This is a genomic window from Saccharothrix espanaensis DSM 44229 (genome assembly GCF_000328705.1).
Taxonomy (GTDB): Bacteria; Actinomycetota; Actinomycetes; order Mycobacteriales; family Pseudonocardiaceae; genus Actinosynnema; species Actinosynnema espanaense.
This window is the reverse complement of record NC_019673.1, coordinates 1,536,387-1,561,880: the sequence shown is the minus strand read 5'-3', so window position 1 is coordinate 1,561,880 and position 25,494 is coordinate 1,536,387. Positions and strand designations below refer to the sequence as shown.

The following is a 25,494-nucleotide window of genomic DNA, read 5'->3' as shown; positions in this document are numbered from 1 at the left end:
GTGAAAATCCATACCACGTGGTCGGAGGCGCCGTGACGGTCGAAGTGCGGAGCGAGCACGTGCACTCCCCGACACGCGGCGCGGCCAACCCCGTGCCCCCTCGGCCCGCGCACACGCTGTCGGCCGCCGGGGAGCTGCTGCGCGCGCTCGCCGCGCCGGTGCGCATCGCGATCGTGCTCCAGCTGCGCGAGGCCGACCGGTGCGTGCACGAGCTGGTCGAGGCGCTGGGCGTGGCCCAGCCGCTGATCAGCCAGCACCTGCGGGTGCTCAAGGCGGCGGGTGTCGTGCACGGCGAGCGGCACGGCCGGGAGGTGGTCTACCGGCTGGTGGACGAGCACCTGGCGCACATCGTCGTGGACGCCGTGACGCACGTCGACGAAGGTCCGCGTGGTATCAACTCCGGAGTACTCGGGACGGAGGAACTGTGACCACCAGTGAGCGCCCCAACACCAACGTGCCGGGGCTGCGGTCCACCAAGCAGCGCACCGCCGTGTCCCGGCTGCTCGACTCGCTGGACGACTTCCGCTCGGCGCAGGAGCTGCACGAGGAGCTGCGCCGGCGCGGCGAGGGCATCGGCCTGACCACGGTGTACCGGACGCTCCAGTCGCTGGCCGACGCGGGCGAGGTGGACGTGCTGCGCACCGACTCCGGCGAGGCGATCTACCGGCGCTGCTCGTCGCACCACCACCACCACCTGGTGTGCCGCACCTGCGGGCGCACCGTCGAGGTGGAGGGCCCGACGGTGGAGCGGTGGGCCGACCGGGTGGCCGAGGAGAACGGGTTCTCCGAGGTCAGCCACACGGTGGAGATCTTCGGCACGTGCGCGGACTGCGCCAAGACCGCCGCCGCGGCGGCGAAGCCCTCGGCCTGACCCCGGGTAGGCGTCCTAGCCCTCGTAGGTGTCCTCCGGCGGCACGATGGGCGTGACCTCGGCGACGGTGAACGTCGGCACGTAGGCATTGTCCCTGGTCGCCGAGCCGGGCACGACCCGCCCGACCGCCTCGACCCACTGGTCGGTCGGCAGCGCGCCGAAGTCCTGGCCGGTGATCAGCGTCTTGACCGGGGCGGCGTCGGCGGCGCAGCAGGAGATGGTCAGCCGCGCGAGGTAGACGTTCTGGTCCTTGCGCACGATGAACCCGGTCAGCTTGACGGTCCGGTCGTTGAGCGAGCCCGAGTCGTCCCACGCGGTGCGGGTGACGAACTCGCCGATGGTCAGCGGGATCACCCGGTCGCCGGGCAGCGGCGCGAAACCGTTGCCCGCCTTGGACTCCTGCGCCGCGTTGCGGTCCGACCGGTTCACCGTGTCCGCGCCCAGCGCGGGCGGGCTGATCAGGAACACCGCGAGCACCGGCAGCAGCAGCATCCACGGGCTGCGCGACGACCCGTGCTCGTGCCCGTCGTGGTGGACCACGCCGTGCCCGTGCCCGTCCTCGACCGAGGCGTCAGCGGCGGTGGCGTCGGCCGAGGCGCCAGCGGTGGCGGTGGCAGCGGCAGAGGTGCCAGCGGTGGAAGCGGCAGTGGTAGAGGTGTCGCCCGAGGTGGCGACGGTGGACGCGTCGGCGGGCTGTGGGGCGGCTCGCCCGAGCCGCAGGTCACGCGCGATCGCCACCGCCGCGAGCACGATCATGATCGCCCCGGTGGCGATCAACCACGGCTGGAGCGACTCCTTGACGTAGCGCAGGTAGGTGCCGCTGAGCGCGAGCTTGAGCAGCGCGCCGCCGAGCAGCACCAACAGGACGTTCTGGGTCTCCCGCCGCATCAGGTCCCCCACCTCGCCACGACGCCCGTCCGGGCGCTCACAGGAACACCGCGCCCGCCGCCAGCGCGCACAGGATGGCCACCACGAACGTCACCGGGGCGAACCGGGCCGCGAACCCCCGGCCGAACGCCCCGGCCTGCAACGCGATCAGCTTCACGTCCACCGCCGGACCCACCACCAGGAACACCAGCCGGGGCAGCAGCGGCAGCGCGGACATCGACACCGCGACGAACGCGTCCGCCTCGCTGCACAGCGCCAGCACCACCGCCAGCAGCGCCATCACCAGCACCGCGAGCACCAGCTGGCCGGCCAACGTCTCCAGCCACTCGGTCGGCACCAGCACGTTGAACGCCGCCGCGAACACCCCGCCGAGCACCAGGAACCCGCCGGCCTCGACCAGGTCGTGCCGGGCCGTCTCGGCGAACACCAGCCAGCGGGACGTGCCGTCGCGGTCGGGCAGCCGGCGCAGGGCGCGTTCGGCGATCCACCCGGCCTTGCCGAACCGGGTCCACAGCCAGCCCATCACCACGGCGGTCAGCAGCGACCCGAGGAACCGGGCGGGCACCATCAGCGGCGCGTCCCGGAAGGCCACCGCCGTCGACACCAGCACGATCGGGTTCACCGCCGGCGCGGCCAGCAGGAACGACAGCGCGACCGCCGGCGCGACACCCTGCTGCATCAACCGGCGCGCCACCGGCACCGACGCGCACTCGCACCCCGGCAACGCGATCCCGGCGACCCCGGCCACCGGCACCGCGAGCGCGGTGTTCTTCGGCAAAAGCCTGCGCAGCGCGCTCGGCGGCACGAACGCCGCGATGGCACCGCTGATCAGCACCCCGATCACGAGGAACGGCATCGCCTGCACGCACACCGCGACGAACACCGTGGACGCCGTGCGCAACACCGGCACGTTCAGGGCCGACACCAGCCAGTCCTGGAACAGCAGCGCCAGCACCAGCACCACGCACAGGACCTCCAGCGACGTCACCCGGAAGCGGGGTGGCGTGCGGCGCGGGCGTGACCCCCGGATCTCGCCAGTGATTGTCACTTTCGAGATGATGCCAGGCGTCGCCCGCGCCGCCGAACCGACCTACGTCGGGTCTTCGACCTCTTCGCGGAGCTCGTCGATCGTGGACAGCACGTCCATCGCGCTGCGCACCGGCAGCAGCGGCTCCACCACGGCCGTCACCCCGCGCCCCTCGACGATCACCGACTCCGCCAGCGCCACCGCCTCGTCGCGCTCGTACGGGCCGCACACGAACGAGTCCCAGTCCTCACCCGCCGACGCCTCGAAGGTGATCGCCCACGGCAACCCCTCGACCTCCGCGTCGTCGTCCGGCTCGTACACGATCACCCCGGCCACGTCACGCACCGCCTTCCGCGCCCGCCAGCAGCTCCACGCGCAGCTGGGACGCCGTGGAGACCACCAGCATGAGCAGGGTGCTCAGCGGTTCGGTACGCAGCCCCTCGGCCGGGAACGCGTACCGCAGGGTCACGTCGACACCCCGCTCGGTGGGCACCACACCCAGCGTGCCGAACAGGCCCTGACCCGCCCGTTCCGCCGCCGAAGCGGCCAGGTCGGGGTTGTGCGGCAGATCCCAGGCGACCACGCAGGTCAAGCTCAGCACGGTCAGCCCCTCGGCCAGCCGCATGGCCTGCACCGCGCACGGGACGTCGCCGTGCCGGAAGCTCAACGCCCCGTCGTCGTCCACGTGCACCTCGTGGAACAGCTCCAGCGCCTCCCGCGCCGCGGTCAGCAGCCGCGCGGTCACCGCGGCGTCGTCGTCCACCGCGGGATCCCCCGTCGCTGCGGGCTCGTCGGTCACTCGTTCTCCTCGTCCACATCGGGCTTGTCCACCGCGCCGCCGAACCGCCGGTCCCGCCGGGCGAACGACTCGCACGCCCGCCACAGGTCCAGCCGGTCGAAGTCCGGCCACAGGATGTCCTGGAACACCAGCTCCGCGTACGCCGACTGCCACAGCAGGAAGTTCGACGTGCGCTGCTCGCCCGACGGCCGGATGAACAGGTCCACGTCCGGCATGTCCGGCTGGTACAGGTACTTGGCGATGGTCCGCTCGTCCACCTTGTCCGGGTTGAGCCGGCCCGCGGCGGCCAGCCGGGCGATCTCCCGGGCGGCGTCGCCGACCTCGGCCCGGCCGCCGTAGTTGATGCACATCGCCAGGTTCAGCACCCCGTTGTCGCGGGTGCGCTCCTCGGCGACCTCCAGCTCGTTGATCACGCTGCGCCACAGCCGGGGCCGCCGCCCCGCCCACCGCACCCGGACGCCGAGCTCGTCGAGCTCGTCGGTGCGGTGCCGGATGACGTCGCGGCTGAAGCCCATCAGGAACCGGACCTCCTCCGGGCTGCGCCGCCAGTTCTCGGTGGAGAACGCGTAGAGCGACAGCCACTTCACGCCCAGCTCGATCGCGCCCTTGGCCGCCTCCACGACCACGGCCTCGCCGCGCTTGTGCCCCTCGATGCGGGACAGGCCGCGCTGGTTGGCCCACCGGCCGTTGCCGTCCATCACGATCGCGACGTGCCGCGGCACGAGGTCGGACGGGATCGACGGCGGGACGGCGCCGGAGGGGTGCGGGTCCGGGGGTCGGGGAGCACGCGCGACGCGTTCGGCCCGCCTTCGGCGAAGCATGTGGGCAGAGTCCTCTCGGAGGTCGGTTCCCCAGCGTGGCCCCGTCGGGCCGGGCGCCTGGTGCGCACGACCGGCGGGCACGCGGGCAGAGGGGGATTCGGTGCGGCTGGCGACTCTATCCGTCGACCAGGGGCGCCTTGCGCTCGACCAGCGGCAGCGACCGGAGCTGCCGCTCCAGGTGCCACTGGAGGTGCGCGGCCACCAGGCCGCTGGCCTCGCGCCGAGGGGCGTTCGGGATGGTGTCCACCACGTCCCACTCGCCGTGCAGCAGCGCCCCGAGCAGGCGCAGCGTGGCCTCGTTGGGCTGGGCGCTGCCCGGCGGCCGGCAGTTGTGGCACACCAGGCCGCCCGCGTGCACGTTGAACGCCCGGTGCGGGCCGGGGTCGCCGCAGCGCGCGCACTCGTTCACCGCCGGGGCCCAGCCCGCGAACGACATCGCGCGCATCAGGAACGCGTCGAGGACCAGCGAGGGGTCCCGCTCCTTGCCGGCCAACGCCCGCAGCGCGCCGGTGACCAGCAGGTAGAGCCGCAGCACCGGCTCGCCCTCCTCGGCGGTCAGCCGGTCGGCGGTCTCCAGCACCGCGCACGCGGCCGTGTAGCGCTGGTAGTCGTCGACCAGGGCGACGCCGAACGCGTCCAGCGTCTGCACCTGGGTGACCACGTCGAGCGAGCGGCCCGGGTAGAACTGGACGTCGACGTGCCCGAACGGTTCCAGGCGCGCGCCGAACCGGGAGGACGTCCGGCGCACCCCCTTGGCGACCGCGCGCACCTTGCCGTGCTTCTGGGTCAGCAGGGTGATGATCCGGTCGGCCTCGCCGAGCTTCTGCACCCGCAGGACCACACCCGTGTCCCGGTACAGGTTGGCCATCGCTTGAACAACCCCAGACTCTCCGGCACCGCACGCCCCGCGGCCGTCCGCGGGTCAGAACCCCAGTCTACGAAGCTGCTTCGGGTCGCGCTGCCAGTCCTTGGCGATCTTGATGTGCAGGTCGAGGTAGACGCGGGTGCCCAGCAGCTTCTCGATGTGCCGGCGGGCGGTGATGCCCACCTGCTTGAGCCGCTCCCCCCGGTGCCCGAGGATGATCGCCTTCTGGCTGGGGCGCTCCACGAACACGTTGGCGTGCACGTCGAGCAGGTCGTCGCGCCCCTCCCGGGGCAGCATCTCCTCCACCACGACCGCGATCGAGTGCGGCAGCTCGTCGCGCACGCCCTCCAGCGCGGCCTCCCGGATCAGCTCGGCGACCAGCGTCTGCTCGGGCTCGTCGGTGAGCTCGCCGTCCGGGTAGAGCGGCGGCCCCTCGGGCAGCTTGCCCAGCAGCAGGTCGGAGAGCGTGTCGACCTGGAAGCCGTCCTGCGCGGAGACCGGGATGAGGTCGGCGAAGTCCATCACGTTCTGCAGCGCGAGCAGCTGCTCGGCGACCTGCTGCTGGCTGACCAGGTCGGTCTTGGTGACGATGCCGACCACCGGGGTGCGCTTGGCGATCTTCTCCAGCTCGGCGGCGATGAACTTGTCCCCCGGGCCCACCTTCTGGTCGGCCGGGACGCAGAAGCCGACCACGTCGACCTCCGACCACGTCTCCCGGACCAGGTCGTTGAGCCGCTGGCCGAGCAACGTGCGAGGCCGGTGCAGCCCCGGCGTGTCGACCAGGATCAGCTGGCCGTCGGAGCGGTGCACGATGCCGCGGATCGTGTGCCGGGTCGTCTGGGGCTTGCTGGAGGTGATCGCGATCTTCGTCCCCACCAGCGCGTTCGTCAACGTCGACTTGCCGGCGTTGGGCCGACCGACAAAGCAGGCGAACCCGGAGCGATAACCATCCATCCGCCCATTGTCCCCATCCCCCGCCGCCCCGCCCCTCCACCCCTCGCAGCGGCGTTCGGCGGCGTGTGCTGCGAAGGACGACCCGACACCTCCCCCAAGCCGTCACCACCCCCCGCCAGCCCCGTTCCCCACCCCTCCAGACCCGTCCCCACGCTCCCCCGCCCGTATCCCATGCTCCGGGGACGGCGTCCGGTTGTCCGCCCGTACCGACTTCACCCCATGTCGTGAACCAGCGTCGGATCGGGCACTTTCCGGATCATGATTTCGTTGCCGAGGAAGTATGGAGGCGAGGCGCGGCGGGGGGCTTGTGCAACGGCAGGCTCGCGGCTTTCGCGCGCGTTCGACTCACAGCGGAGCCCACCTGGAGCACACCTGGAGTTCACCGGAACACGCAAACGCCCACCAGCCAGCTCGATGGACAGCCATCCCGGACCGACAGCCGGCCAACCCGGCGGTGCGTGAGCCCAGCAGGCCGTGACTGAACCAGAACGGCCGGCTGCGGTCCAGCTGCCGGCAGACGGACCGTGGATGGCCGATGGGCGGATCGGGCGGGCGTCAGTCGGATTGGGCGGGTGGGGTGACCCGGTTCAGCTCCAGTTTCGCCGGGAGGGGGCCGCCGGTGGTGAGCCACTGCTCCAGGTCGTCCATCACCGCGTCGTGCAGCACGAGACCCAGCCACACCGGCTTCGCTCCGGGTGGTTTGACGACCACGATGTTGGAGTTCTCGCAGGCGTCCAGGCAGTCCGCCGTGCGCACCCGCACGCGCCCGCCGGACCGTTCCGCCACCGCTTCCAGCCGACGCAACTGCTCGTCGTGGTCGTACTCGGGGTGCTTCTTCACCGTGCCGCAGCAACACCCGCGACACACGGTCACATGTGCCACTACACGGTTTCCCGGAGTGTGCCGGTGCCGTCCGCGCGCAGCACCGGCACGCCTGCCGTGAGGTCGCGCGCCGCCGCCACCGAGTCCGCGTCCACGGCTTCCGCCGCCGTCACCACGGCCGCCGCCTCCAAGCCCTCCGCGCCGCTGGACACGGCGGCCGCGACGGCGGCTTGGAGCGCGGTCAGCCGCAACGACGGCAACGCCACCGTGGTCGCCGCGTACGTGCGTCCGTCGGTGTCGCGCACCGCCGCGCCCTCGGCGGCACCCGTGCGCGCCCTGGCCGAGCGGGCCAGGGTGATGATCTTGGCGTCCTCCGGGTCGAGGTCGTGGTCGAGGTCAGTCACCGGGGGTTCCCTCCGCCGAAGTGTCGCCGTTGTCCACCGGCCGCACGAGCACCGTGGTGATGCGCATCCGCCCGCGTTCGTCCTTGCCGCCCTCGGCCCGCATCCGCAGGCCCGCGATCTCCGCCTCGGTCCCGGGCAGCGGCACGCGGCCCAGGCGTTGGGCGAGCAGGCCGCCGACCGTCTCGACCTCGTGGTCGTCCAGCTCCGTGCCGAACAACGCGTCGAGGTCGTCCACCGGCAGCCGCGCGCTGACCCGCACCGAACCGTCGGCCAGGTGCTCGACCGGCGGGCGGTCCTCGGTGTCGGACTCGTCGGTGATCTCGCCGACGATCTCCTCCAGGATGTCCTCGATCGTCAGCAGGCCCGCGGTGCCGCCGTACTCGTCGACCACGATCGCCAGGTGGTTGCGGGAGAGCTGCATCTCGCGCAGCAGGTCCGCGATGGGTTTCGAGTCGGGGATGAACGACGCCGGCTTCATCACGTCCGCGACGGACGTGCCGTTGGGCTCCTCGGCGAGGGTCAGCCGCACCAGGTCCTTGAGGTTCACCACGCCGACGATGTCGTCCACGCTCTCACCGATCACCGGCACCCGCGTGTAGCCGGTGCGCAGCGACAGGGCCAGCGCCTGCCGGACCGACTTGGACTGCTCGATCCACACGATCTCGGTGCGCGGCACCATCACCTCGCGCGCGATGGTGTCGCCGAGCTCGAACACCGAGTGGATCATCTCGCGCTCGCCCTCGTCCACGACGCCGCGTTCCTGCGCCATGTCGACCAGCTCGCGCAGCTCGACCTCGGAGGAGAACGGGCCTTCGCGGAAGCCCTTGCCGGGGGTGATCGCGTTGCCGATCAGGATCAGCAGCCGCGACAGCGGCCCGAGCACCCGGCCGAGCACCCGGATGGGCCCGGCGGCGATGAGGCTGACCGCGTACGGGTGCTGCCGGCCGATGGTCCGCGGGCCGACGCCGACCAGCACGTAGGACACGACCAGCATGCTCAGCCCGGCGACCAGCACGGCCACCCAGCCGGTGGAGATCAGTTCCAGGCACACGACGGTGACCAGCACCGTCGCCGACAGTTCGCAGCCCAGCCGCAGCAACAGCAGCAGGTTGACGTGCCGCGGCCGGTCGGCGAGCACCTGGATGAGCTGCCGGGTGCCGGCCCGGCCCTGCCGCTGGAGCGCTTCGACGCGCGCCCGCGACACGGTGCCCAGCGCCGCGTCCGCGCCCGCGAACGCGCCGGCCGCCAGCACCAGCGCGACCGCCAGCCCGATCAGGGTCGTGGGTTCCCCGGTCACCTCGGCCGCCTCAAGCGGTCGGGTCGGGCCTGTCGGAATCCTCCAGGCCCACCGCCCCGAGCAGCTTGGAGTCGGCTTCGCGCTGCGCCGACTTGCGCTCCGCCTCGGCGGCGGCGGTGCGGTAGTCGCCCAGGATCCGGTTCTGGAGGGTGAACATCTCGCGCTCCTCGGCGGGCTCGGCGTGGTCGTAGCCCAGCAGGTGCAGCACGCCGTGCACGGTCAGCAGGTGCAGCTCGTCGAGCAGGCTGTGGCCCGCCTTCTTGGCCTGGTCCTTGGCGAACGCCGGGCACAGCACGATGTCGCCGAGCAGCGCGGGCCCGAGCCCGGCCGCGTCGGGGCGGCGGGCCGAGTCCAGCTCGTCCATCGGGAACGCCATGACGTCGGTCGGTCCCGGCAGGTCCATCCAGCGCTGGTGCAGGTCGGCCATGACGTCCAGTTCCACCAGCAGGACGGACAGCTCGGCCAACGGGCTGACGCCCATCCGGTCCAGGGCGAACCGGGCGGCGGAGACGATGGACGGCTCGTCCACCGCGACGCCCGATTCGTTCGCGATCTCGATGCTCACGACGCCTATCGTCCCCGGCGCTGCCCGCGCGACCGCGCACCGGGTCCGGCGTGCGGCCTCCGGTCGTCGCCGAGGTCGTGCTCCTCCTGCTCGACCTGCCACTTCTCGTAGGCGTCGACGATGTCGGCGACCAGCCGGTGCCGGACGACGTCGCTGCTGGTCAGGAGGGAGAAGTGGACGTCCTCGACGCCTTCGAGGATGTCCCGGACGACCTTGAGCCCGGACCGCTGCCCGCCGGGCAGGTCGACCTGGGTGATGTCGCCGGTCACCACGATCTTGGAGCCGTGGCCGAGCCGGGTGAGGAACATCTTCATCTGCTCGGGCGTGGTGTTCTGCGCCTCGTCGAGGATGATGAACGCGTCGTTGAGCGTGTTGTGGGTGAGCAGGTAGTCCTCGGTGACGTACAGCGAGTCGGCCGCCGCGACCTGGATGCAGACCGCTTCGGCGCGGCCCTCGGGCTCGATGGCGTCGATGAACCGCATCGGCCGGCCGCCGCCCGTGCCCTGGTACTTGCGCCGCTTGCGGTCCAGCCGGAACGGCTCGACGCCCGCGGGCAGGCGGAGGTCCAAGACGTGGGCGTCGTGGCGGTGGGCGATGTCACGCCCTTTCGCGCGTCCGGGCTCGCGGCCCGGTGCCGCGCGCAGCCGGACGTGGGCGACGCCGCCGAGCGAGCGGACCAGCGCGACCACGTCGTCCCGCAGCCGGGGCGAGGTGGTCGTGTACTGGATGCGGCAGGTGCGGCCGAGCTGGGTGACCGGGTCTCCGTCGGCGTCGAGCAGGCCCTGGAGCACGCCCAGCCTGATCTCGGCGCTGTTGTCGAGGTAGGCCTCGGGCACGAACTTGGTGTGCGACCGGGTGCCGGCCAGGCCCAGCGCGCGCAGCACGCCGGTGACCGGGTTCTCGCGGGTGATCACGTCGCCGGGCGCCCGCACGCGGTTGAGCGTGTGGTCGGGGCCGCCCTTCCACCGGGCCTCGACCCCGGACAGGGCCGTGTCCAGCGCGGTGACCAGTTCCTGGTCCTCGGTGGCGGACGTCGGGGTGGTGGAACCGGTGGGGCAGCCGTCGCCGAGCAGCAGCCCGAGCGCGTACGGGTCCATGGGGACCTCGCGCTCCGGCAGGCACACCGGGGCGCTGAGCAGCGGCAACTCGTACCGGCGCGGGTGCGCGGCGCGGAGGTCGCCGACCATCTCCTTGGTCTCCAGGACCCGCCACGGCTTGTCGCGCCGGCGGTCGGCGGCGGTGCGGACGGTCCACAGGTGGTCGCCGCAGCAGAGCACGGACGCGCCGTCCTGCGCGGTGACCCGGTAGATCTGCTTCTCGCCCTGCGGGTAGACGCCGAGCACCGGGGTCGGCTCGCCGTTCGAGCCGACGACCAGGTCGCCGACGCGCAGTTCGCCGATGGGGCGGAAGCCCTCGGGCGTCAGCACCCGGGTGGTGACCGGCTGTGCCCGGCCGCGCATGTAGGCCAGGGGGGCGACCTCGATCGTGCCGGCCTGGGTGAGGCGCGGGATGGATTCCGGGTCGACCATGTCGTGCAGGGCGTCGTAGAGCGGGCGCAGGTAGGGGTCGATCTTCTCGTAGAGGGTGCCGGGCAGGTAGCCGAGGCGTTCGCCGGCCTCGACCGCCGGGCGGGTCAGGATGATGCGGTTGACCTGCTTGGCCTGCAGCGCCTGGACGGCCTTGGCCATCGCCAGGTAGGTCTTGCCGGTGCCGGCCGGGCCGATGCCGAAGACCACGGTGTTCTGGTCGATCGCGTCGACGTAGTGCTTCTGGTTCAGCGTCTTCGGGCGGATCGTGCGGCCGCGGCGGGAGATGATGTCGAGGCTGAGCACCTCGGCCGGCGATTCGCCGGTGCCCGCGGACAGCATCGCGACCGTGCGGCGGACGGTGTCCTGGCCGATCTCCTGGCCGCGGCTGGCGAGGGTGACCAGTTCACCGAAGACCCGTTCGGCGAAGGCGACGTCGGCGGGCGGGCCGGAGAGGGTGATCTCGTTGCCGCGCACGTGCACGTCGGCGTCGAGCAGCTCTTCGGCGAGCCGGAGGTTCTCGTCACGCGACCCGAGCAGGGCGAGCACCGCGCCGTCGGGCACGGCGAACTTGGACTGGGCGTCAGCCGCGGCGTGGCCGGACTGCGGCTTGTTGTCAGCGGTGTCGGCCACGTGGCCTCGGGCCTGCTTCCTGCGCGTTCGCGCCGAACTCGGGTGTACTTGACCTACCGCACCGATGCTAGCCGCCCCCACCGACACTCCGCACCGGAGTAAGAAACGGGGTGGACAGGCGCGGTCTACTCGTCAGACGTGGAGACCTTGCGCGCGTTGACCCGGTCCGACCTGCCCGCTTGCACGGCCCTGGCCGTCGGCCGCGGGTGGCCGCCGGAGGAAGCGAAGTGGGCGTTCCTGCTGCGGGTGGGGCGGGGGTTCGGGCTGTTCGACGGCGATCGGCTGGTCGGCACCACGATCGCCACTCGTTTCGGTGACAGCCACACGGCGGTGAGCATGGTCCTGGTGGCGGAGAGTCACGGCGGTCGCGGGCTGGGGCGGCGGGTCGTGGAGCACGCCCTGGCGGACGCCGGCACGCCGGAGGCGTCGCTGTACGCGACCTCGTTCGGCAAGCCCCTGTACGAGAAGCTCGGCTTCCGGTCGGTGGAACGGGTCGCGGGGCACTTCGGCGTGCTGGACGTGCCGCCGTCGGGGGTGTCCCGGCCGGTGGTGGACCGTGCGGGGCTGGTGGCGCGGGACGCGGCGGTGTTCGGGGCGGACCGGTCGGCTATGTGGGCGGAGCTGTTCGGGTTCGCCGAACGGGTGGTGGTGTCCGAGGGCGGGTTCGCGGCGGGGTGGCGCAACGACGGGCGGCTGGTGGTCGGGCCGGTGGTGGCGGACTCGGTCGAGGCGGCGAAGGCGCTGGTCGCGGACGTGGCGGACGGTGGTCCGGCGCGGGTGGACGTCACAGACCCGGAGTTGGCGGCGTGGCTGTCGGCGCACGGGATGCCGGCCCGGTTCGAAGTGGACCGGATGGTGCGCGGCCCGCAGGGCGGTGACCGGCGGCAGTTGTTCGCTCCGGTGATGCAGGCCCTGGGGTAGCCGGGTCGGCGACCGGGATTACCCGATTGCCGGTTGTGTCGCAGCTCACATTTGGGGCAAAATAACGCCTTGGGGGTGGGGTTTGTGGAATTTCGACGGAGGACGTTCATCGGGGCCGCCGGGTTGGCGTTCGTGGGCTGGGACCGGGATTGGGGCCGGTTGCGGCTGACCGGGCGGCTGGTGCTGCCGGGCGACCCGGACTACGACGCGCAGCGGCGGCCCTTCAACACGCTGTACGACCAGCGGCGACCCGCGGCGATCGCGTTGTGCGCGACGGAGGACGACGTCGCCCGCTGCCTGGAGTTCGCCTCCCGCGAACGCCTCCCGGTCGCCGCCCGCAGCGGACGGCACAGCTACGCCGGGTACTCCGTGCCGGAGGGCGGGCTGGTCGTGGACCTGGCGGCGCTGGACGAGGTCCGGCCGGGCCGGGAGGCCGTGGTCGGCGCGGGCACCTCGATGATCGGGCTGTACGAGGCGTTGGGCGCGGCCGGACGGCTGCTGCCCGGCGGGACGTGCCCCAGCGTCGGGATCGGCGGGTTGACGCTGGGCGGCGGGATCAGCGTGGTGGCCCGCAAGTACGGGCTGACCTGCGACCACCTGCGCGGGGCGCGGGTGGTGACGCCGGACGGCTGCGTGCGGCGGGTGGACGCGGAGCACGAGCCGGACCTGTTCTGGGCGTTGCGCGGCGGCGGTGGCGGGAACTTCGGGATCGTCACGTCGTTCCGGTTCGACACGTTCCCGGCGCGCGACCTGGTGCCGTTCGCGCTGCGCACCCGACCGGGCGCGGAGGTGGACGTGTTCGGGGCGTGGCAGGAGTGGGTCGCGGACCTGCCGGACGAGCTGTGGACGGGGTGCACGCTGGACATGGGCCGACCGCCGTCGGCCCGGGTGGGCGGGTGCTGGGTGGGCTCGCCGGAGGCGCTCACGCCCTGGCTGGACCGGTTCGCGGCGAAGGCCCCGGTGCTGTCGCGGGACCTGCGGCCGATGGACTACCTGACGACCATGCGGTACTTCGCGAACTGCCTGAACGGGTGCGCGCCGGTGACCGGGAACCGGTTCGTGGCGTCGTCGCGGATGCTGCGCCGGGCGGTGGACCCGCAGGCGGCGGTGCGGCTGGTGGACCGGCCGGTGACCGGGGCGGTCCTGTTCGACTCGTTCGGCGGGGCGATCTCGCGGGTGCGGCCGGACGCGACGGCGTTCCCGCACCGGGACGCGCTGGCCAGCGCGCAGATCTTCGTCGAGGGCCCCGGGCTCGACGAGTCGACGGCCCGGCGGGAGCTGGCGCAGGTGCGTGACGGCCTGGGCGCGGGCGGCGGGTACGTGAACTACATCGACCCGCAGATGCCCGGCTGGCAGGACGCCTACTACGGCGGCAACTACGCGCGGCTGCACCGCGTGGCGCGGCGCTACGACCCGGACCGGGTGCTCGCGTTCCCGCAGTCCGTGTGACCGGCCGGCCCCCGGCCCCTGGCGAGTGCGCCGGGGGTCGAGGGTCGGGGGCCGGCCGTCGGGTCTAGGCGAGCGCGCCGAGCGGACGGCCGCCGAGCAGGTGCAGGTGGGCGTGGAAGACGGTCTGGCCGGCGTCCGCCCCGGTGTTGAACAGCAGGCGGTAGCCGGTCTCGGCGATGCCCTCGGCCTTGGCGATCTCGCCGGCGGCCAGGAAAAGCGCGTCCAGCACGCCCGGTGCGGCGGCGGCCAGGGCGGCGGCGTCCGGCGCGTGCTCGCGCGGCACCAGGACGACGTGCGTCGGGGCCTGGGGCGAGATGTCCCGGAACGCCACGGTCGTCTCGGTCTGGTGCACGATCGTGGCCGGGACCTCGCCCGCGACGATCCGGCAGAACAGGCAGTCGGACATACCGCGCAGGCTACCGGGACGTCCCGCGCCGAGCGGCCGCGATCAGGGCGGACCACGACCAAGGCGGTGTCCGGAACGGCCTACCGGGCGGTTTCGCGGGCCAGGCGGAGGGCGGCGCTGCGGCAGGTGACCCAGGCGGACGTGCCGGGCGTGATCAGGTCCAGGTGGCTGACACCGGGCAGCACGACCAGTTCCGCGCCGGCGGCCTCGGCGAACCCGATGCTCTGCTCGACCGGCACGTCCTCGTCGTCCTCGCCGTGCACCAGCACCAGCGGTTTGGCGATGGGCAGCAGCGCGGCGGGCGAGGCGTCGGCGTAGCGCTCGGGCACCTCGTCGGGGGTGCCGCCGAGCAGTTCGCCGGCCCGGCGGGTGACCTGCGGGTGGGCCAGGAAGTCCAGCACGCCGGCCTGGGCGACCGCGCCGAGCACGCGGGGGTGCCGGGCCGCCGCCCACACCGCGAGGTGGCCGCCCGCCGAGTGGCCGAGGGTGATCACGTCGGAGTCCAGGGCGTCGATGGCGGCCAGCACGTCGTCGCCGGTTTCCGGCCACCCGCCGCCGCCGTCGATCCGGCGGTACTCGACGGTGAACGCGGAAACGCCGTGCGCCGCCAGATCGGCCGCCAGGGGACGTCCCAGCTCCAATCCATAACGCTGGTGCCAGAAACCGCCGTGGATGACCACGACAACAGGAAACCGATTCGGCTGGCGGCCGGTCGACAATTCACCGAACTGACTCGGGTGGTCGCCGTACGAGATGCGCAAGTCATACCCCTGACGCAAAAAAGGGCCGCGTCGCGATGGGACCTGGGGGTCGCCCCACCGCGACGCGGCGACGCCGGACCGAGGGGGGAGGTGTCCGGCGAGACTGTGGTCTGAAGGGCCGATCACGACTAGACCAATGCAACCCCTCAGGCCATGAGCGTAACCCCTATTCCGGCGGTTCGCCAGAAGGGCGCAACGCCCATTACCCCCAGCGATCGGTCATTACACCCAGAGCACCCAAAGCCACCGCGGCGGCCGTGGATGCTCGCAGAACGGTAGGACCCAGTCGCACCGCGTGTGCGCCTGCCTCGGTCAACGCCGCGAGTTCGGTGTCGGTGATGCCGCCTTCCGGACCGACCACCAACAACACCTCGCCCGCGGCCGGCAGCGGCACCGACTTGATGGTGTCCGAAGCCGATTCGTGCAAAACCAATACAACTGTGGAAGACGCCGCCAAACGGACCAGCGCGGCGGTGCCGGCGGGGTCGGACACGACCGGAACGCGAGCCCGCCGGGCCTGTTTCGCGGCCTCCCGCGCGGTGCTGCGCCAGCGTTCCAGCGCCTTCGCCCCGCGCGGGCCGTCCTCCCACTTCGCGACGCACCGGGCGGCCCGCCACGGCACCACGCCGTCGACGCCCGCCTCGGTGGCCAGTTCTACGGCCAGCTCGCCGCGGTCGCCCTTCACCAGCGCCTGCGCCAGCACCACCCGCACCGCGGGTTCGGGCACCACCCAGCGCTCGACGACGGACAGCCGCAGCGAGTCCTTCAGCGCCTCCTCGACCACGCACCGCACCTGCGCGCCCGTGCCGTCGGAGAGCACCAGCTCCTCCCCCGCCCGCAGCCGCCGCACGGTGGCCGCGTGCCGGCCCTCGGGGCCGTCCAGCACGGCGGTGCCGCCGGCCGGCAGCGCGGGCACCAGGAAGACGGGCAGGGTCACCGGTGGCCGCGGCCGGAGCGCAGCCGCGAGAACAGCCCGCCGCCGCCCTTGCCGTTGTGGGCCAGGGTCGGCTCGTCCTCGCCGCGCACGGCGGCGAGTTCGCGCAGCAGCTCGGTCTGCCGGCCGTCGAGCTTGGTCGGCACCACGACCTCCAGGTGCACGTGCAGGTCGCCGCGCCCGTCGATGCGGCCGGAGGAGCGCAGCCTCGGCATGCCCCGGCCGGTGAGCACCAGTTCGGTGTTCGGCTGGGTGCCGGGCTCGATGTCCAGCTCCTCCTCGCCGTCGAGGGTCTGCAGCGGCAGCACCGCGCCGAGCGCGGCGGTGGTCATCGGGATGCGCACCGAGCAGTGCAGGTTGGAGCCGTCCCGCTCGAACACCTCGTGCGGCACCTCCTCGACCTCCACGTAGAGGTCGCCGGCCGGGCCGCCGCCGGAGCCGACCTCGCCCTGGCCCGCCAGCCGGACCCGCATCCCCTCGGCCACGCCGGCCGGGATCTGCACCGAGATCGTCCGCCGGGAGCGGACCCGGCCCTCGCCCGCGCACTGCCGGCACGGGTCGGGGATGACCTCGCCGAAGCCGCGGCAGACCGGGCACGGCCGGGCCGTGACGACCTGGCCCAGGAACGAGCGCTGCACCGACTGCACCTCGCCGCGCCCGCCGCACGTGTCGCAGCGCTTCGGGGACGTGCCCTCGGCGCAGCCGCTGCCCACGCACACGTCGCACAGGATCGCGGTGTCCACGGTCAGTTCCCGGGACGCGCCCGCGGCGCACTCCTCCAGCGTCATCGACAGCCGGATGAGCGCGTCGGAGCCGGGCTGCACGCGGCTGCGCGGTCCGCGCCCGCTGCCGCCGCCCGTGGCGCCGAAGAACGCGTCCATGATGTCGCCGAGGCCGAAACCCGAGAACGGGTCGCCCATGCCACCGCCACCGCCGCCGGACTGCAGCGGGTCACCGCCGCGGTCGACGAGCTCGCGCTTCCTCGGGTCCGACAACACCTCGTAGGCGGCGGTCACCTCTTTGAAGCGCGCCTCCTCGTTGGGGTTGACGTCCGGGTGCAGTTGGCGCGCGAGCTTGCGGTAGGCGCGCTTGATCTCCTCGGGTGTCGCGTTCCTGGAGACCCCGAGCGTGCCGTAGTAGTCCCTCGCCACCGTGTGTCCTCCTGCGGGCGCGTTCAGCGCGCGCTCGCTCGCTTGCGAAACGTCCTGTGGGCCTGCGGTGTTCCCGGCGGTGTTCCCGGCGGTGTTCCCGGCGGTGTTCTTTGGGCTAGCGTGCGGTCAGGATGTCCCCCACGTAGCTGGCGACCGCCAGCACGGCGGCCATCGTGCCGGGGTAGTCCATCCTGGTGGGCCCGACCACTCCCATGCCCCCGAGCAGGTTGTCACGGCTGCCGTAGCCGATGGACACGACCGAGGTGCTGCGCATCTCGGCCGCCTCGTTCTCCTCGCCGATGTGCACCAGGACGGTGCCGGGGTCGCGGGACGCGGCGAGCAGCTTGAGCACCACGACCTGCTCCTCCAACGCCTCCAGCACCTGGCGCAGCGAACCGGGGAAGTCTGCCACGTTGCGGGTGAGGTTCGCGGTGCCACCCAGCACCAGGCGCTCCTCCGGGTGCTCCACCAGCGACTCGATCAGCACGGTGCTCACCCGCAGCACCACGTCGCGCAGCTCGGCGGGCGCGCGGTCGGGCAGCTCGGCGACCTCGGCGGAGGCGTCGGACAGCCGCTTGCCGACCATGGCGGAGTTGAGCATGGCGCGCATCCGGGCCACGTTCTCCTCGGTGATCACGTCGCCGAGGTCGACCGAGCGCTGGTCGACCCGGCCGGTGTCGGTGATCAGCACGAGCATCAGCCGGGCCGGTGTGATGGCCAGCACTTCCAGGTGCCGCACGGTCGAGCGGCTCAGCGTCGGGTACTGCACGACGGCGACCTGGCGGGTCAGCTGGGCCAGCAGCCGCACGCTGCGGCGCAGCACGTCGTCGAGGTCGTAGGCCCCTTCGAGGAAGCTGCGGATCGCCCGGCGCTCGGGCGAGGACAGCGGCTTGACCTCGCTGAGCCGGTCCACGAACAGCCGGTAGCCCTTGTCGGTGGGCACCCGCCCGGCGCTGGTGTGCGGCTGGGTGATGTAGCCGTCCTCCTCCAGCGCCGCCATGTCGTTGCGGACCGTCGCGCTGGACACCCCCAGGTTGTGCCGCTCGACCAGCGCTTTCGACCCGACGGGCTCCTGGTTGGAAACGTAGTCGGCGACGATCGCGCGCAACACTTCGAACCGGCGCTCATCGGTGTTCACCGCGTGTCACCCCCATTCCGTCGGAGCTTGCTCCCGACGAGTTTACGGAGGTCGGAGCCGCCGCGGTGACAGTCGTGGGGAAACCGGTGGCACGGGTTCGGCCCGCGTGGGAGCGTCTGCCGGTGCTCACCGAGATCCAGGACTCCCTGCGGGCGTCGATCCGCGCCGACGCCGAGCGGATCGGGCCGTTCCTGGTCAGGTTCGACGCGCACACCGACAGCGTGTTCACGAACTACGCGGTGCCCGAGCGGGACGCCGAGCCGACCGCCGCCGACGTGGCCGCCCTGGTGGCGGCGTTCCGCGCCCGGGACCGCACGCCGCGGTTGGAGTACCTGCGGCCGTGCCCGGCGGTGGACACCGCGCTGGAGGCGGCCGGGTTCACCGTCGACCAGCTGCTGCCGATGATGGGCGTCGAGCGGGCCGACCTGGTCGTGCCGGACGTGCCCGAGGGCGTGGAGCTGCTCGACGCGACCACCGACGACCAGCTGGCGGCGCTGACCGAGGCGCAGCACCGGGCGTTCGGGGTCGAGCCGATCCCGCGCGACGCGGGGGTGGCGCGGCAGCGGACGCTGCTGGGCGAGGGCGGGACGCTGGTGCTCGCCCTGGTCGACGGGGTGGCGGTCGGCGGTGGCGCGAGCACCGGTCCGAGCAACGGCCTGGCGCAGGTCGCCGGGATCGCCGTGGTGCCCGAGCACCGGGGGCGCGGCATCGCGTCGGCGGTGTGCGGCGAGCTGACCCGGCGGGTGTTCGCCGCCGGGGTGGTCCCGTTCCTGGAGACCGAGCCGGACGGCAAGGCGGGCCGGCTGTACGGGCCGATCGGCTACCGGACGATCGGGCTGTCGGCGACGATCTCGCTCAAGTAGCACCGCGCGGCCTCAGGTGAGCCGGTGCACGACGGCGTCGGCGAGCAGCCGGCCCCGGTCGGTGAGCACGCAGCGGCCCCGGTCCAGCGCGTCGGCGTCGAGCAGGCCGTCCGCGGCGGCGGCCTTCGCCTCGGCCCGGCCGGCGTCGTCGAGCACGTCGACCGGCAGGCCGACGGCCAGCCGCAGCTCCAGCAGCACCCGCTCGATCCGCCGGTCCTGCGCGCTCAGCGCCTCCCGGCCCGCCGCCGGGGAGGTGCCGGCGGCCAGCAGCTCGCTGTACTTGGCGGGGTGCTTGACGTTCCACCAGCGCACGCCGCCGACGTGGCTGTGCGCGCCGGGGCCCGCGCCCCACCAGTCCGCGCCCTGCCAGTACAGGACGTTGTGCCGGCACTCGGCGGCCGGCGACGCGGCCCAGTTCGACACCTCGTACCAGGTCAGGCCCTGCCCGGTGAGCGCGGCGTCGACCATCTCGTACTTGTCGGCCAGCACGTCGTCGTCGGGCATCGGCAGCTCGCCGCGGCGCACCCGGCGGGCCAGCGCGGTGCCCTCCTCCACGATCAGCGCGTAGGCCGACACGTGGTCCACGCCCGCCTCGCCCACCGCGTCCAGCGAGGCCCGCAGGTCGTCGGCGGTCTCGCCGGGGGTGCCGTAGATGAGGTCGAGGTTCACGTGCTCGAAGCCGGCGGCGCGGGCCTCGCGGGCGGCGGCCGGCGGGCGTCCGGGGGTGTGCGCGCGGTCCAGCACGGTGAGCACGTGGCGGGCCGCGGACTGCATCCCGAGCGAGACCCGGGTGTAACCCGCGTCACGGATCCCGGCGAAGAACTCCGGCGAGGTCGACTCGGGGTTGGACTCGGTGGTCACCTCGGCGTCGGCCGAGAGGCCGAACGACGACCGCACCGCGGCCAGCACGTCGGCCAGGCCGGCCGCGCCGAGCAGTGACGGAGTGCCACCGCCGACGAACACGGTGTCCGCGGCTGGCGCAGTGCCCAGCACGGCCGCCGCGAGGTCCAGTTCGCGCCGCAGACCCTCCAGCCACGACCCGGGCGACGCGGAGGTGCCCAGCTCACCAGCGGTGTAGGTGTTGAAGTCGCAGTAGCCGCAGCGCGTCGCGCAGAACGGGACGTGCACGTAGACGCCGAACGGGCGGGTGCCGAGCCCGGTCAGGGCGGTCACGGGCAGTGAGCCGTCGGGCGGCGCGGGGTCGCCGATCGGCAGAGCGGAGGGCATGGCCCCCATTGTCCCATTTACCAGCACCGGGACGGCCGTCCCACCATGCGGATGGCGGTGGACCACGGGGTGGACGCATGGCACGCTGACAGCCATGACCTCGACCGGAGTGCGCCTGGTGGTCCGCCGCCACGTCGACTTCCGGCGTGTCTCCAGCGCGATGTGCCGGCCTTCGGCATAGCCCGCGCCTGACTATTTGCTGTTCCCGTCGGCGCCGGGTGCGCTGACGAGACCCCCACCACATGCCTCGCCGGGACTCGCACGCGCACCAGCGCCCCGAATCCCCGGAGGACGAGGATGGTCCCCCCGACGACTACGCCTCAGCGTGCCAAGCAGCGCCGAGGTGAGGGGCAGTGGGCGCTGGGCTACCGCGAGCCGCTCAACCCCAACGAGCGGAGCAAGAAGGACGACAACCCGCTCAACGTGCGGGCGCGGATCGAGAACATCTACGCCCACGGCGGGTTCGACTCGATCGACCCGGCCGACCTGCGCGGCCGGTTCCGCTGGTACGGCCTCTACACCCAGCGCAAGCCGGGCATCGACGGCGGTCGCACGGCCACCCTGGAGCCCGAGGAGCTGGACGACGAGTACTTCATGCTGCGCGTCCGGATCGACGGCGGGCGGCTGACCACCGCGCAGCTCGCGCTGGTCGGCGAGCTGTCGCAGACCTACGCGCGCGACACCGCCGACATCACCGACCGGCAGAACGTCCAGTACCACTGGATCCGGATCGAGGACGTGCCCGCGATCTGGCAGAAGCTGGAAGCCGCGGGCCTGACCACGATGGAGGCGTGCGGCGACAGCCCGCGGGTGGTGCTCGGCTCGCCGGTGGCGGGCATCGCCGAGGACGAGGTGATCGACGGCTCGCCCGCGATCGACGAGATCCTGACCCGCTACATCGGCGACCCCCGGTTCTCGAACCTGCCGCGCAAGTTCAAGACCGCGATCTCCGGGCTGCCGGACGTGGCGCACGAGATCCACGACGTGGCGTTCGTCGGCGTGGACCACCCCGAGCACGGCCCCGGTTTCGACCTGTGGGTCGGCGGCGGCCTGTCCACCAACCCGATGATCGGCAAGCGGCTGGGCGCGTGGGTGCCGCGCGACGAGGTGCCCGACGTGTGGGAGGGCGTGATCAGCGTCTTCCGCGACTACGGCTACCGCCGGCTGCGGCACCGGGCGCGGATCAAGTTCCTGGTCGCCGACTGGGGCCCGGAGAAGTTCCGCGAGGTGCTGGAGACCGAGTACCTCAAGCGGGAGCTCGTCGACGGGCCCGAGCCGGTGGTGCCGGAGATCCCGTACGACCACATCGGCGTGCACCGGCAGAAGGACGGCCTGCACTACGTCGGCGCGGCCCCGATCGCGGGCCGGGTGTCGGGGTCCACGCTGGTCGAGGTCGCCAAGGCGGTGGAGCGCGCCGGGTCGAACCGGGTCCGGCTCACCCCGCAGCAGAAGCTGATCGTGCTGGACGTGCCGGAGTCCGAGGTCAAGGCGTTGCAGGAGGACCTGGCGAAGCTGGGGCTGCAGACCGAGCCGTCGCCGTGGCGGCGGGGCGTGATGGCGTGCACCGGCATCGAGTTCTGCAAGCTGGCGATCGTGGAGACCAAGGCCCGCGCGGTGGACCTGGTGTCGACGCTGGAGCAGCGGCTCGCCGACGTGGTCGACGGCGTGACCGCGCCCATCTCGGTGCACATCAACGGCTGCCCGAACTCGTGCGCCCGGATCCAGACCGCCGACATCGGGCTCAAGGGCCAGATCGTCACCGACGCGGACGGCAACCAGGTCGAGGGTTTCCAGGTGCACCTGGGCGGCGGGCTCGGCCTCGACGCCGGTTTCGGCCGCAAGCTGCGCGGCCACAAGGTGACAGCGGCCGAGTTGTCCGGTTATGTGGAACGCGTGGTGCGCAACTTCATCGGCCGGCGCAAGGATGACGAGCGCTTCGCGCAGTGGGTCGCGCGCGCCGACGAAGCGGACCTCAAGTGAGCGCGGTCGCGACTTTCCCGGCGACCGCGCCGCCGGCTCCCGAGGAGCGGCCATGAGCGAGCGCGCCACGCCTTTCTACTGCCCTTATTGCGGTGACGAGGACCTTCGTCCGCAGGAGGAGCCCAGCTACTCGTGGCTGTGCGCCTCCTGCCGCCGCGTGTTCACGGTGAAGTTCGTGGGTCTCAACCTTCCTCAGGAGGTGCAGCGGTGACCGCCCCCACCAGGGTCGAGGAACTGAAGGTGATCGCCGAGGCGGCTTCGGTCGAACTGGCCGGCGCGTCCGCCGACGAGGCGCTCGCGTGGACCGCCCGGACGTTCGGCGAGAGCTGGATCGTCGCGTCGAACATGCAGGACGCCGTGCTGATCGACCTGGCCGTCAAGGCCAAGCCGGACATCGACGTCCTGTTCCTGGAGACCGGCTACCACTTCGCCGAGACCATCGGCACCCGTGACGCGGTGGACCTGGTCTACCCCGACGTGCACATCGTCAACGCCGCCGCCGAGCAGTCGGTGGCCGACCAGGAGCGCGAGTTCGGCCTGCTCAACCGGACCGACCCGGCGCGGTGCTGCAACCTGCGCAAGGTGGTCCCGTTGCAGCGCATGCTGAAGAACTACGACGCGTGGGTCACCGGCGTGCGCCGGGTCGACGCGCCGACCCGGGCGGACACGCCGATCGTGCAGTGGGACGACCGCAACGGTCTGGTGAAGGTCAACCCGATCGCGCCGTGGTCCGACGACGAGTTCAACGCCTACATCGCCGAGCACGGGATCCTGGAGAACCCGTTGGTGCAGGCCGGTTATCCCTCCATCGGCTGTGCGCCGTGCACCGCGAAGCCGCTGCCGGGGGCGGACCCGCGCAGCGGTCGGTGGGCGGGCACGGCGAAGACAGAATGCGGGTTGCACGGATGACGACGACTGATGTCCGACCACCGGTCCCCGGGCCAGACACGTTGGGCCGCCTCGAATCCGAAGCGATCCACATCTTCCGGGAGGTCGCCGGCGAGTTCGACCGGCCGGTGATCCTGTTCTCCGGCGGCAAGGACTCGACGCTGCTGCTGCACCTCGCGGTCAAGGCGTTCTGGCCCGCGCCGGTGCCGTTCCCGCTGCTGCACGTGGACACCGGGCACAACTTCGACGAGGTCATCGAGTTCCGGGACCGGGTGGTCGCGAAGCACGGGCTGCGCCTGGAGGTCGCGAAGGTCCAGGACTTCATCGACGACGGCCGGCTCGCGGAACGCCCGGACGGCACCCGCAACCCGCTGCAGACCGTGCCCCTGCTGGACGCGATCACCTCTCACAAGTACGACGCGGTGTTCGGCGGCGGACGCCGCGACGAGGAGCGGGCGCGGGCCAAGGAGCGCATTTTCAGCCTCCGGAACGCATTCGGTCAGTGGGAGCCGAGGCGGCAGCGTCCCGAACTGTGGAACCTCTACAACGGAAGGCACCGTCCGGGGGAACATGTGCGGGTATTCCCGCTCTCCAACTGGACCGAGCTGGACGTCTGGCACTACATCGCGCGGGAGGGGATCGAATTGCCGTCGATCTACTACGCGCACCAGCGCGACGTCTACCTCCGGGACGGCATGTGGCTGGCCGAGGGGCCGTGGGGCGGTCCGCGTGACGGCGAGGAGCTGCTCACCAAGACCGTCCGCTACCGCACCGTCGGCGACGGCTCCTGCACCGGGGCCGTCGAGTCCGACGCCGCCGACATCGCGTCGGTGATCGCCGAGGTCGCCGCGTCGCGGCTGACCGAGCGCGGTGCCACCCGGGCCGACGACCGGCTGTCGGAGGCCGCCATGGAGGACCGCAAGCGGGAGGGCTACTTCTAGATGAGCGACCTGTTGAGGCTGGCCACCGCGGGCAGCGTGGACGACGGTAAGTCCACGCTGGTCGGCAGGCTGCTCTACGACACGAAATCCGTGCTGGCGGACACCCTGGACGCCGTGCACCGGGCCAGCGCCGACCGGGGTCTGGCCACGCCGGACCTCTCGCTGCTGGTCGACGGCCTGCGCTCGGAACGCGAGCAGGGCATCACGATCGACGTGGCCTACCGGTACTTCGCCACCCCGAAGCGGTCCTTCGTGCTGGCCGACACGCCCGGCCACGTGCAGTACACCCGCAACACGGTGACCGGCGCGTCCACCGCGCAGCTCGGCGTGCTGCTGGTCGACGCGCGCAAGGGCGTGGTGGAGCAGACCCGCCGGCACGCGGCGGTGCTCGCGCTGCTGGGCGTGCCGCGCCTGGTCCTCGCGGTCAACAAGATCGACCTGGTGGACTACGCGGAGGTCACGTTCTCCCGGATCGCCAAGGAGTTCACCGCGCACGCCACCGCACTCGGGTTCGGCGAGGACGCGGTGGTGGAGATCCCGGTGTCCGCGCTCGCCGGCGACAACGTGGTGGACCGCTCGGTGAACACGCCGTGGTACACCGGGCCGACCCTGTTGGAGCACTTGGAGAACGTGCCGGTCGAGCCCGACCCGCACGACGCCCCGTTCCGGTTCCCGGTGCAGTACGTGATCCGGCCGCGCACCGCGCAGTTCCCCGACTACCGGGGTTACGCGGGGCAGGTCGCCGCGGGCACCGTCCGGCTCGGCGACGAGGTCAGCGTGCTGCCGTCGGGGCTGCGCAGCACGGTCACCGGCATCGACACCGCCGACGGCCCGCTCACCGAGGCCGCCGCGGGCCAGTCGGTGACGCTGCTGCTGGAGCACGAGCTGGACATCGCGCGTGGCGAGCTGATCGCGGGCGGCGAGCTGCCCACCGTCACCGACGAGTTCGAGGCCACCGTGTGCTGGCTGGCCGAGAAGGCGCTCAAGCCGGGCGCGCGGGTGCTGGTCAAGCACGGCACGCGCACGGTCCAGGCCGTGGTCACCGAGCTGCGCACGCGGTTCGACGAGCAGCGGCTGGCCGGGTCGGACAACCCGGATTCGCTCAACCTGAACGACATCGGCCAGGTCGTGGTGCGCACGGCCGAGCCGGTCCCCGTCGACGACTACACCCACAACCGCCGCACCGGCGCGTTCCTGGTCATCGACGCCGCCGACGGCGGCACGCTGGCCGCGGGCCTGGTCGGCGCGCCGCTGCCCGAGCTGGACGGCGTGGACACCTGTGCCGACGGCGGCAGCACCGCCCCCACCGACAGCCACGCCCTCGTCTCCCCCGGTCCTTGAGATCCCCCAGAAAGGCTTCGCC

General features: G+C 72.5%; 27 protein-coding genes and 3 pseudogenes. 10 read left to right on the top strand and 20 right to left on the bottom strand.

All coding sequences use genetic code 11. The features are described from left to right. Window positions 1-32 precede the first annotated feature (32 nt). Complete coding sequence (locus BN6_RS07395) at window positions 33-428, top strand: ArsR/SmtB family transcription factor (RefSeq protein ID WP_015098943.1); 396 nt, start codon at window positions 33-35, stop codon at window positions 426-428. Beyond that, window positions 425-871: a Fur family transcriptional regulator gene (locus tag BN6_RS07390; RefSeq protein ID WP_015098942.1), complete on the top strand. Its 447-nt coding sequence runs from the start codon at window positions 425-427 to the stop codon at window positions 869-871. Before BN6_RS07395 ends, BN6_RS07390 begins: the two co-directional genes overlap by 4 nt. A 15-nt stretch (window positions 872-886) precedes the next feature. On the opposite strand, the gene BN6_RS46515 is transcribed toward BN6_RS07390, so the two are convergent. The 14 genes and pseudogenes from BN6_RS46515 to BN6_RS48415 form a co-directional block, all read right to left on the bottom strand. After that, window positions 887-1,759 carry a TIGR03943 family putative permease subunit gene (locus BN6_RS46515; RefSeq protein ID WP_015098941.1) on the bottom strand — a complete coding sequence of 291 codons (873 nt, stop codon included), beginning with the start codon at window positions 1,757-1,759 and terminating at the stop codon, window positions 887-889. 37 nt (window positions 1,760-1,796) lie between these two features. After that, window positions 1,797-2,807 carry a permease gene (locus tag BN6_RS07380; protein WP_015098940.1) on the bottom strand — a complete coding sequence of 337 codons (1,011 nt, stop codon included), beginning with the start codon at window positions 2,805-2,807 and terminating at the stop codon, window positions 1,797-1,799. A 42-nt stretch (window positions 2,808-2,849) separates the two neighbouring features. Further along, window positions 2,850-3,122 (bottom strand): hypothetical protein, encoded by a 273-nt coding sequence (locus BN6_RS07375; RefSeq protein ID WP_015098939.1) that lies wholly within the window; start codon window positions 3,120-3,122, stop codon window positions 2,850-2,852. 1 nt (window position 3,123) lies between these two features. Continuing rightward, window positions 3,124-3,585 carry a hypothetical protein gene (locus BN6_RS07370; RefSeq protein ID WP_015098938.1) on the bottom strand — a complete coding sequence of 154 codons (462 nt, stop codon included), beginning with the start codon at window positions 3,583-3,585 and terminating at the stop codon, window positions 3,124-3,126. Next, window positions 3,582-4,406 (bottom strand): isoprenyl transferase, encoded by an 825-nt coding sequence (locus tag BN6_RS07365; protein ID WP_015098937.1) that lies wholly within the window; start codon window positions 4,404-4,406, stop codon window positions 3,582-3,584. The genes BN6_RS07370 and BN6_RS07365 overlap by 4 nt, the downstream gene beginning before the upstream one ends. Window positions 4,407-4,521: 115 nt before the next feature. Continuing rightward, window positions 4,522-5,274: a DNA repair protein RecO gene (gene recO / locus BN6_RS07360; protein ID WP_015098936.1), complete on the bottom strand. Its 753-nt coding sequence runs from the start codon at window positions 5,272-5,274 to the stop codon at window positions 4,522-4,524. 54 nt (window positions 5,275-5,328) lie between these two features. Next, the gene (gene era, locus BN6_RS07355; protein WP_015098935.1) at window positions 5,329-6,225 is read right to left on the bottom strand and encodes a GTPase Era; all 897 of its coding nucleotides are present in this window, start codon (window positions 6,223-6,225) and stop codon (window positions 5,329-5,331) included. Between the two features lie 555 nt (window positions 6,226-6,780). Then, window positions 6,781-7,065, bottom strand: coding sequence for a (2Fe-2S) ferredoxin domain-containing protein (locus BN6_RS07350; RefSeq protein ID WP_231905121.1), 285 nt, complete (start codon window positions 7,063-7,065; stop codon window positions 6,781-6,783). Window positions 7,066-7,106: 41 nt separating this feature from the next. Further along, window positions 7,107-7,451 carry a hypothetical protein gene (locus BN6_RS07345; protein WP_015098933.1) on the bottom strand — a complete coding sequence of 115 codons (345 nt, stop codon included), beginning with the start codon at window positions 7,449-7,451 and terminating at the stop codon, window positions 7,107-7,109. After that, window positions 7,444-8,748, bottom strand: coding sequence for a hemolysin family protein (locus tag BN6_RS07340; RefSeq protein ID WP_015098932.1), 1,305 nt, complete (start codon window positions 8,746-8,748; stop codon window positions 7,444-7,446). The genes BN6_RS07345 and BN6_RS07340 overlap by 8 nt, the downstream gene beginning before the upstream one ends. A gap of 10 nt (window positions 8,749-8,758) precedes the next feature. Continuing rightward, window positions 8,759-9,313, bottom strand: a complete 555-nt coding sequence (gene ybeY / locus BN6_RS07335; RefSeq protein WP_015098931.1) for an rRNA maturation RNase YbeY — start codon at window positions 9,311-9,313, stop codon at window positions 8,759-8,761. Window positions 9,314-9,318: 5 nt separating this feature from the next. Then, a pseudogene (locus BN6_RS48425) lies at window positions 9,319-9,687 on the bottom strand (PhoH family protein); the annotation flags it as partial. A gap of 276 nt (window positions 9,688-9,963) precedes the next feature. Continuing rightward, window positions 9,964-10,410 (bottom strand): annotated as a pseudogene (locus BN6_RS48420) (LAGLIDADG family homing endonuclease); the annotation flags it as partial. A 351-nt stretch (window positions 10,411-10,761) separates the two neighbouring features. Then, window positions 10,762-11,472: pseudogene (locus BN6_RS48415) on the bottom strand (PhoH family protein); the annotation flags it as partial. A gap of 138 nt (window positions 11,473-11,610) precedes the next feature. Here BN6_RS48415 and BN6_RS07325 point away from each other — a divergent pair. After that, window positions 11,611-12,393 (top strand): GNAT family N-acetyltransferase, encoded by a 783-nt coding sequence (locus tag BN6_RS07325; RefSeq protein WP_041312205.1) that lies wholly within the window; start codon window positions 11,611-11,613, stop codon window positions 12,391-12,393. 84 nt (window positions 12,394-12,477) lie between these two features. After that, entirely contained in the window at window positions 12,478-13,842 is a 1,365-nt protein-coding gene (locus tag BN6_RS07320) for an FAD-binding oxidoreductase (RefSeq protein WP_015098928.1), read from the top strand. A gap of 64 nt (window positions 13,843-13,906) precedes the next feature. On the opposite strand, the gene BN6_RS07315 is transcribed toward BN6_RS07320, so the two are convergent. The 5 genes from BN6_RS07315 to hrcA all read right to left on the bottom strand — a co-directional run bounded on the left by BN6_RS07315 (window position 13,907) and on the right by hrcA (window position 18,232). Beyond that, window positions 13,907-14,248 carry a histidine triad nucleotide-binding protein gene (locus BN6_RS07315; RefSeq protein ID WP_015098927.1) on the bottom strand — a complete coding sequence of 114 codons (342 nt, stop codon included), beginning with the start codon at window positions 14,246-14,248 and terminating at the stop codon, window positions 13,907-13,909. Window positions 14,249-14,328: 80 nt separating this feature from the next. After that, on the bottom strand, window positions 14,329-14,967 hold the full coding sequence (locus tag BN6_RS07310) for an alpha/beta hydrolase family protein (RefSeq protein ID WP_331712640.1): 639 nt from the start codon (window positions 14,965-14,967) through the stop codon (window positions 14,329-14,331). 244 nt (window positions 14,968-15,211) lie between these two features. Then, the gene (locus tag BN6_RS07305) at window positions 15,212-15,946 is read right to left on the bottom strand and encodes a 16S rRNA (uracil(1498)-N(3))-methyltransferase (protein ID WP_041312202.1); all 735 of its coding nucleotides are present in this window, start codon (window positions 15,944-15,946) and stop codon (window positions 15,212-15,214) included. Further along, complete coding sequence (dnaJ, locus tag BN6_RS07300; protein ID WP_015098924.1) at window positions 15,943-17,094, bottom strand: molecular chaperone DnaJ; 1,152 nt, start codon at window positions 17,092-17,094, stop codon at window positions 15,943-15,945. The genes BN6_RS07305 and dnaJ overlap by 4 nt, the downstream gene beginning before the upstream one ends. A gap of 115 nt (window positions 17,095-17,209) precedes the next feature. Then, window positions 17,210-18,232, bottom strand: a complete 1,023-nt coding sequence (gene hrcA, locus BN6_RS07295; protein ID WP_015098923.1) for a heat-inducible transcriptional repressor HrcA — start codon at window positions 18,230-18,232, stop codon at window positions 17,210-17,212. 122 nt (window positions 18,233-18,354) lie between these two features. Here hrcA and BN6_RS07290 point away from each other — a divergent pair, with 122 nt between their 5' ends. Next, window positions 18,355-19,095, top strand: coding sequence for a GNAT family N-acetyltransferase (locus BN6_RS07290; protein ID WP_063641885.1), 741 nt, complete (start codon window positions 18,355-18,357; stop codon window positions 19,093-19,095). 12 nt (window positions 19,096-19,107) lie between these two features. Here the strand turns inward: BN6_RS07290 and hemW are convergent, their stop codons facing one another. Beyond that, window positions 19,108-20,322: a radical SAM family heme chaperone HemW gene (gene hemW, locus BN6_RS07285; protein WP_015098921.1), complete on the bottom strand. Its 1,215-nt coding sequence runs from the start codon at window positions 20,320-20,322 to the stop codon at window positions 19,108-19,110. A gap of 297 nt (window positions 20,323-20,619) precedes the next feature. Between hemW and BN6_RS07280 the strand changes: the two genes are divergently transcribed. Genes BN6_RS07280 through BN6_RS07260 form a run of 5 tightly spaced genes read left to right on the top strand, consistent with a single transcriptional unit; the run spans window position 20,620 to window position 25,472 of the window. Continuing rightward, complete coding sequence (locus tag BN6_RS07280) at window positions 20,620-22,302, top strand: nitrite/sulfite reductase (protein WP_015098920.1); 1,683 nt, start codon at window positions 20,620-20,622, stop codon at window positions 22,300-22,302. A 52-nt stretch (window positions 22,303-22,354) separates the two neighbouring features. Beyond that, window positions 22,355-22,513, top strand: a complete 159-nt coding sequence (locus BN6_RS07275) for a hypothetical protein (protein WP_015098919.1) — start codon at window positions 22,355-22,357, stop codon at window positions 22,511-22,513. Further along, window positions 22,510-23,211 carry a phosphoadenylyl-sulfate reductase gene (locus tag BN6_RS07270; protein ID WP_015098918.1) on the top strand — a complete coding sequence of 234 codons (702 nt, stop codon included), beginning with the start codon at window positions 22,510-22,512 and terminating at the stop codon, window positions 23,209-23,211. Before BN6_RS07275 ends, BN6_RS07270 begins: the two co-directional genes overlap by 4 nt. After that, on the top strand, window positions 23,208-24,131 hold the full coding sequence (gene cysD, locus BN6_RS07265) for a sulfate adenylyltransferase subunit CysD (RefSeq protein ID WP_015098917.1): 924 nt from the start codon (window positions 23,208-23,210) through the stop codon (window positions 24,129-24,131). Before BN6_RS07270 ends, cysD begins: the two co-directional genes overlap by 4 nt. Beyond that, the gene (locus BN6_RS07260) at window positions 24,132-25,472 is read left to right on the top strand and encodes a sulfate adenylyltransferase subunit 1 (protein ID WP_015098916.1); all 1,341 of its coding nucleotides are present in this window, start codon (window positions 24,132-24,134) and stop codon (window positions 25,470-25,472) included. Window positions 25,473-25,494: the final 22 nt, after the last annotated feature.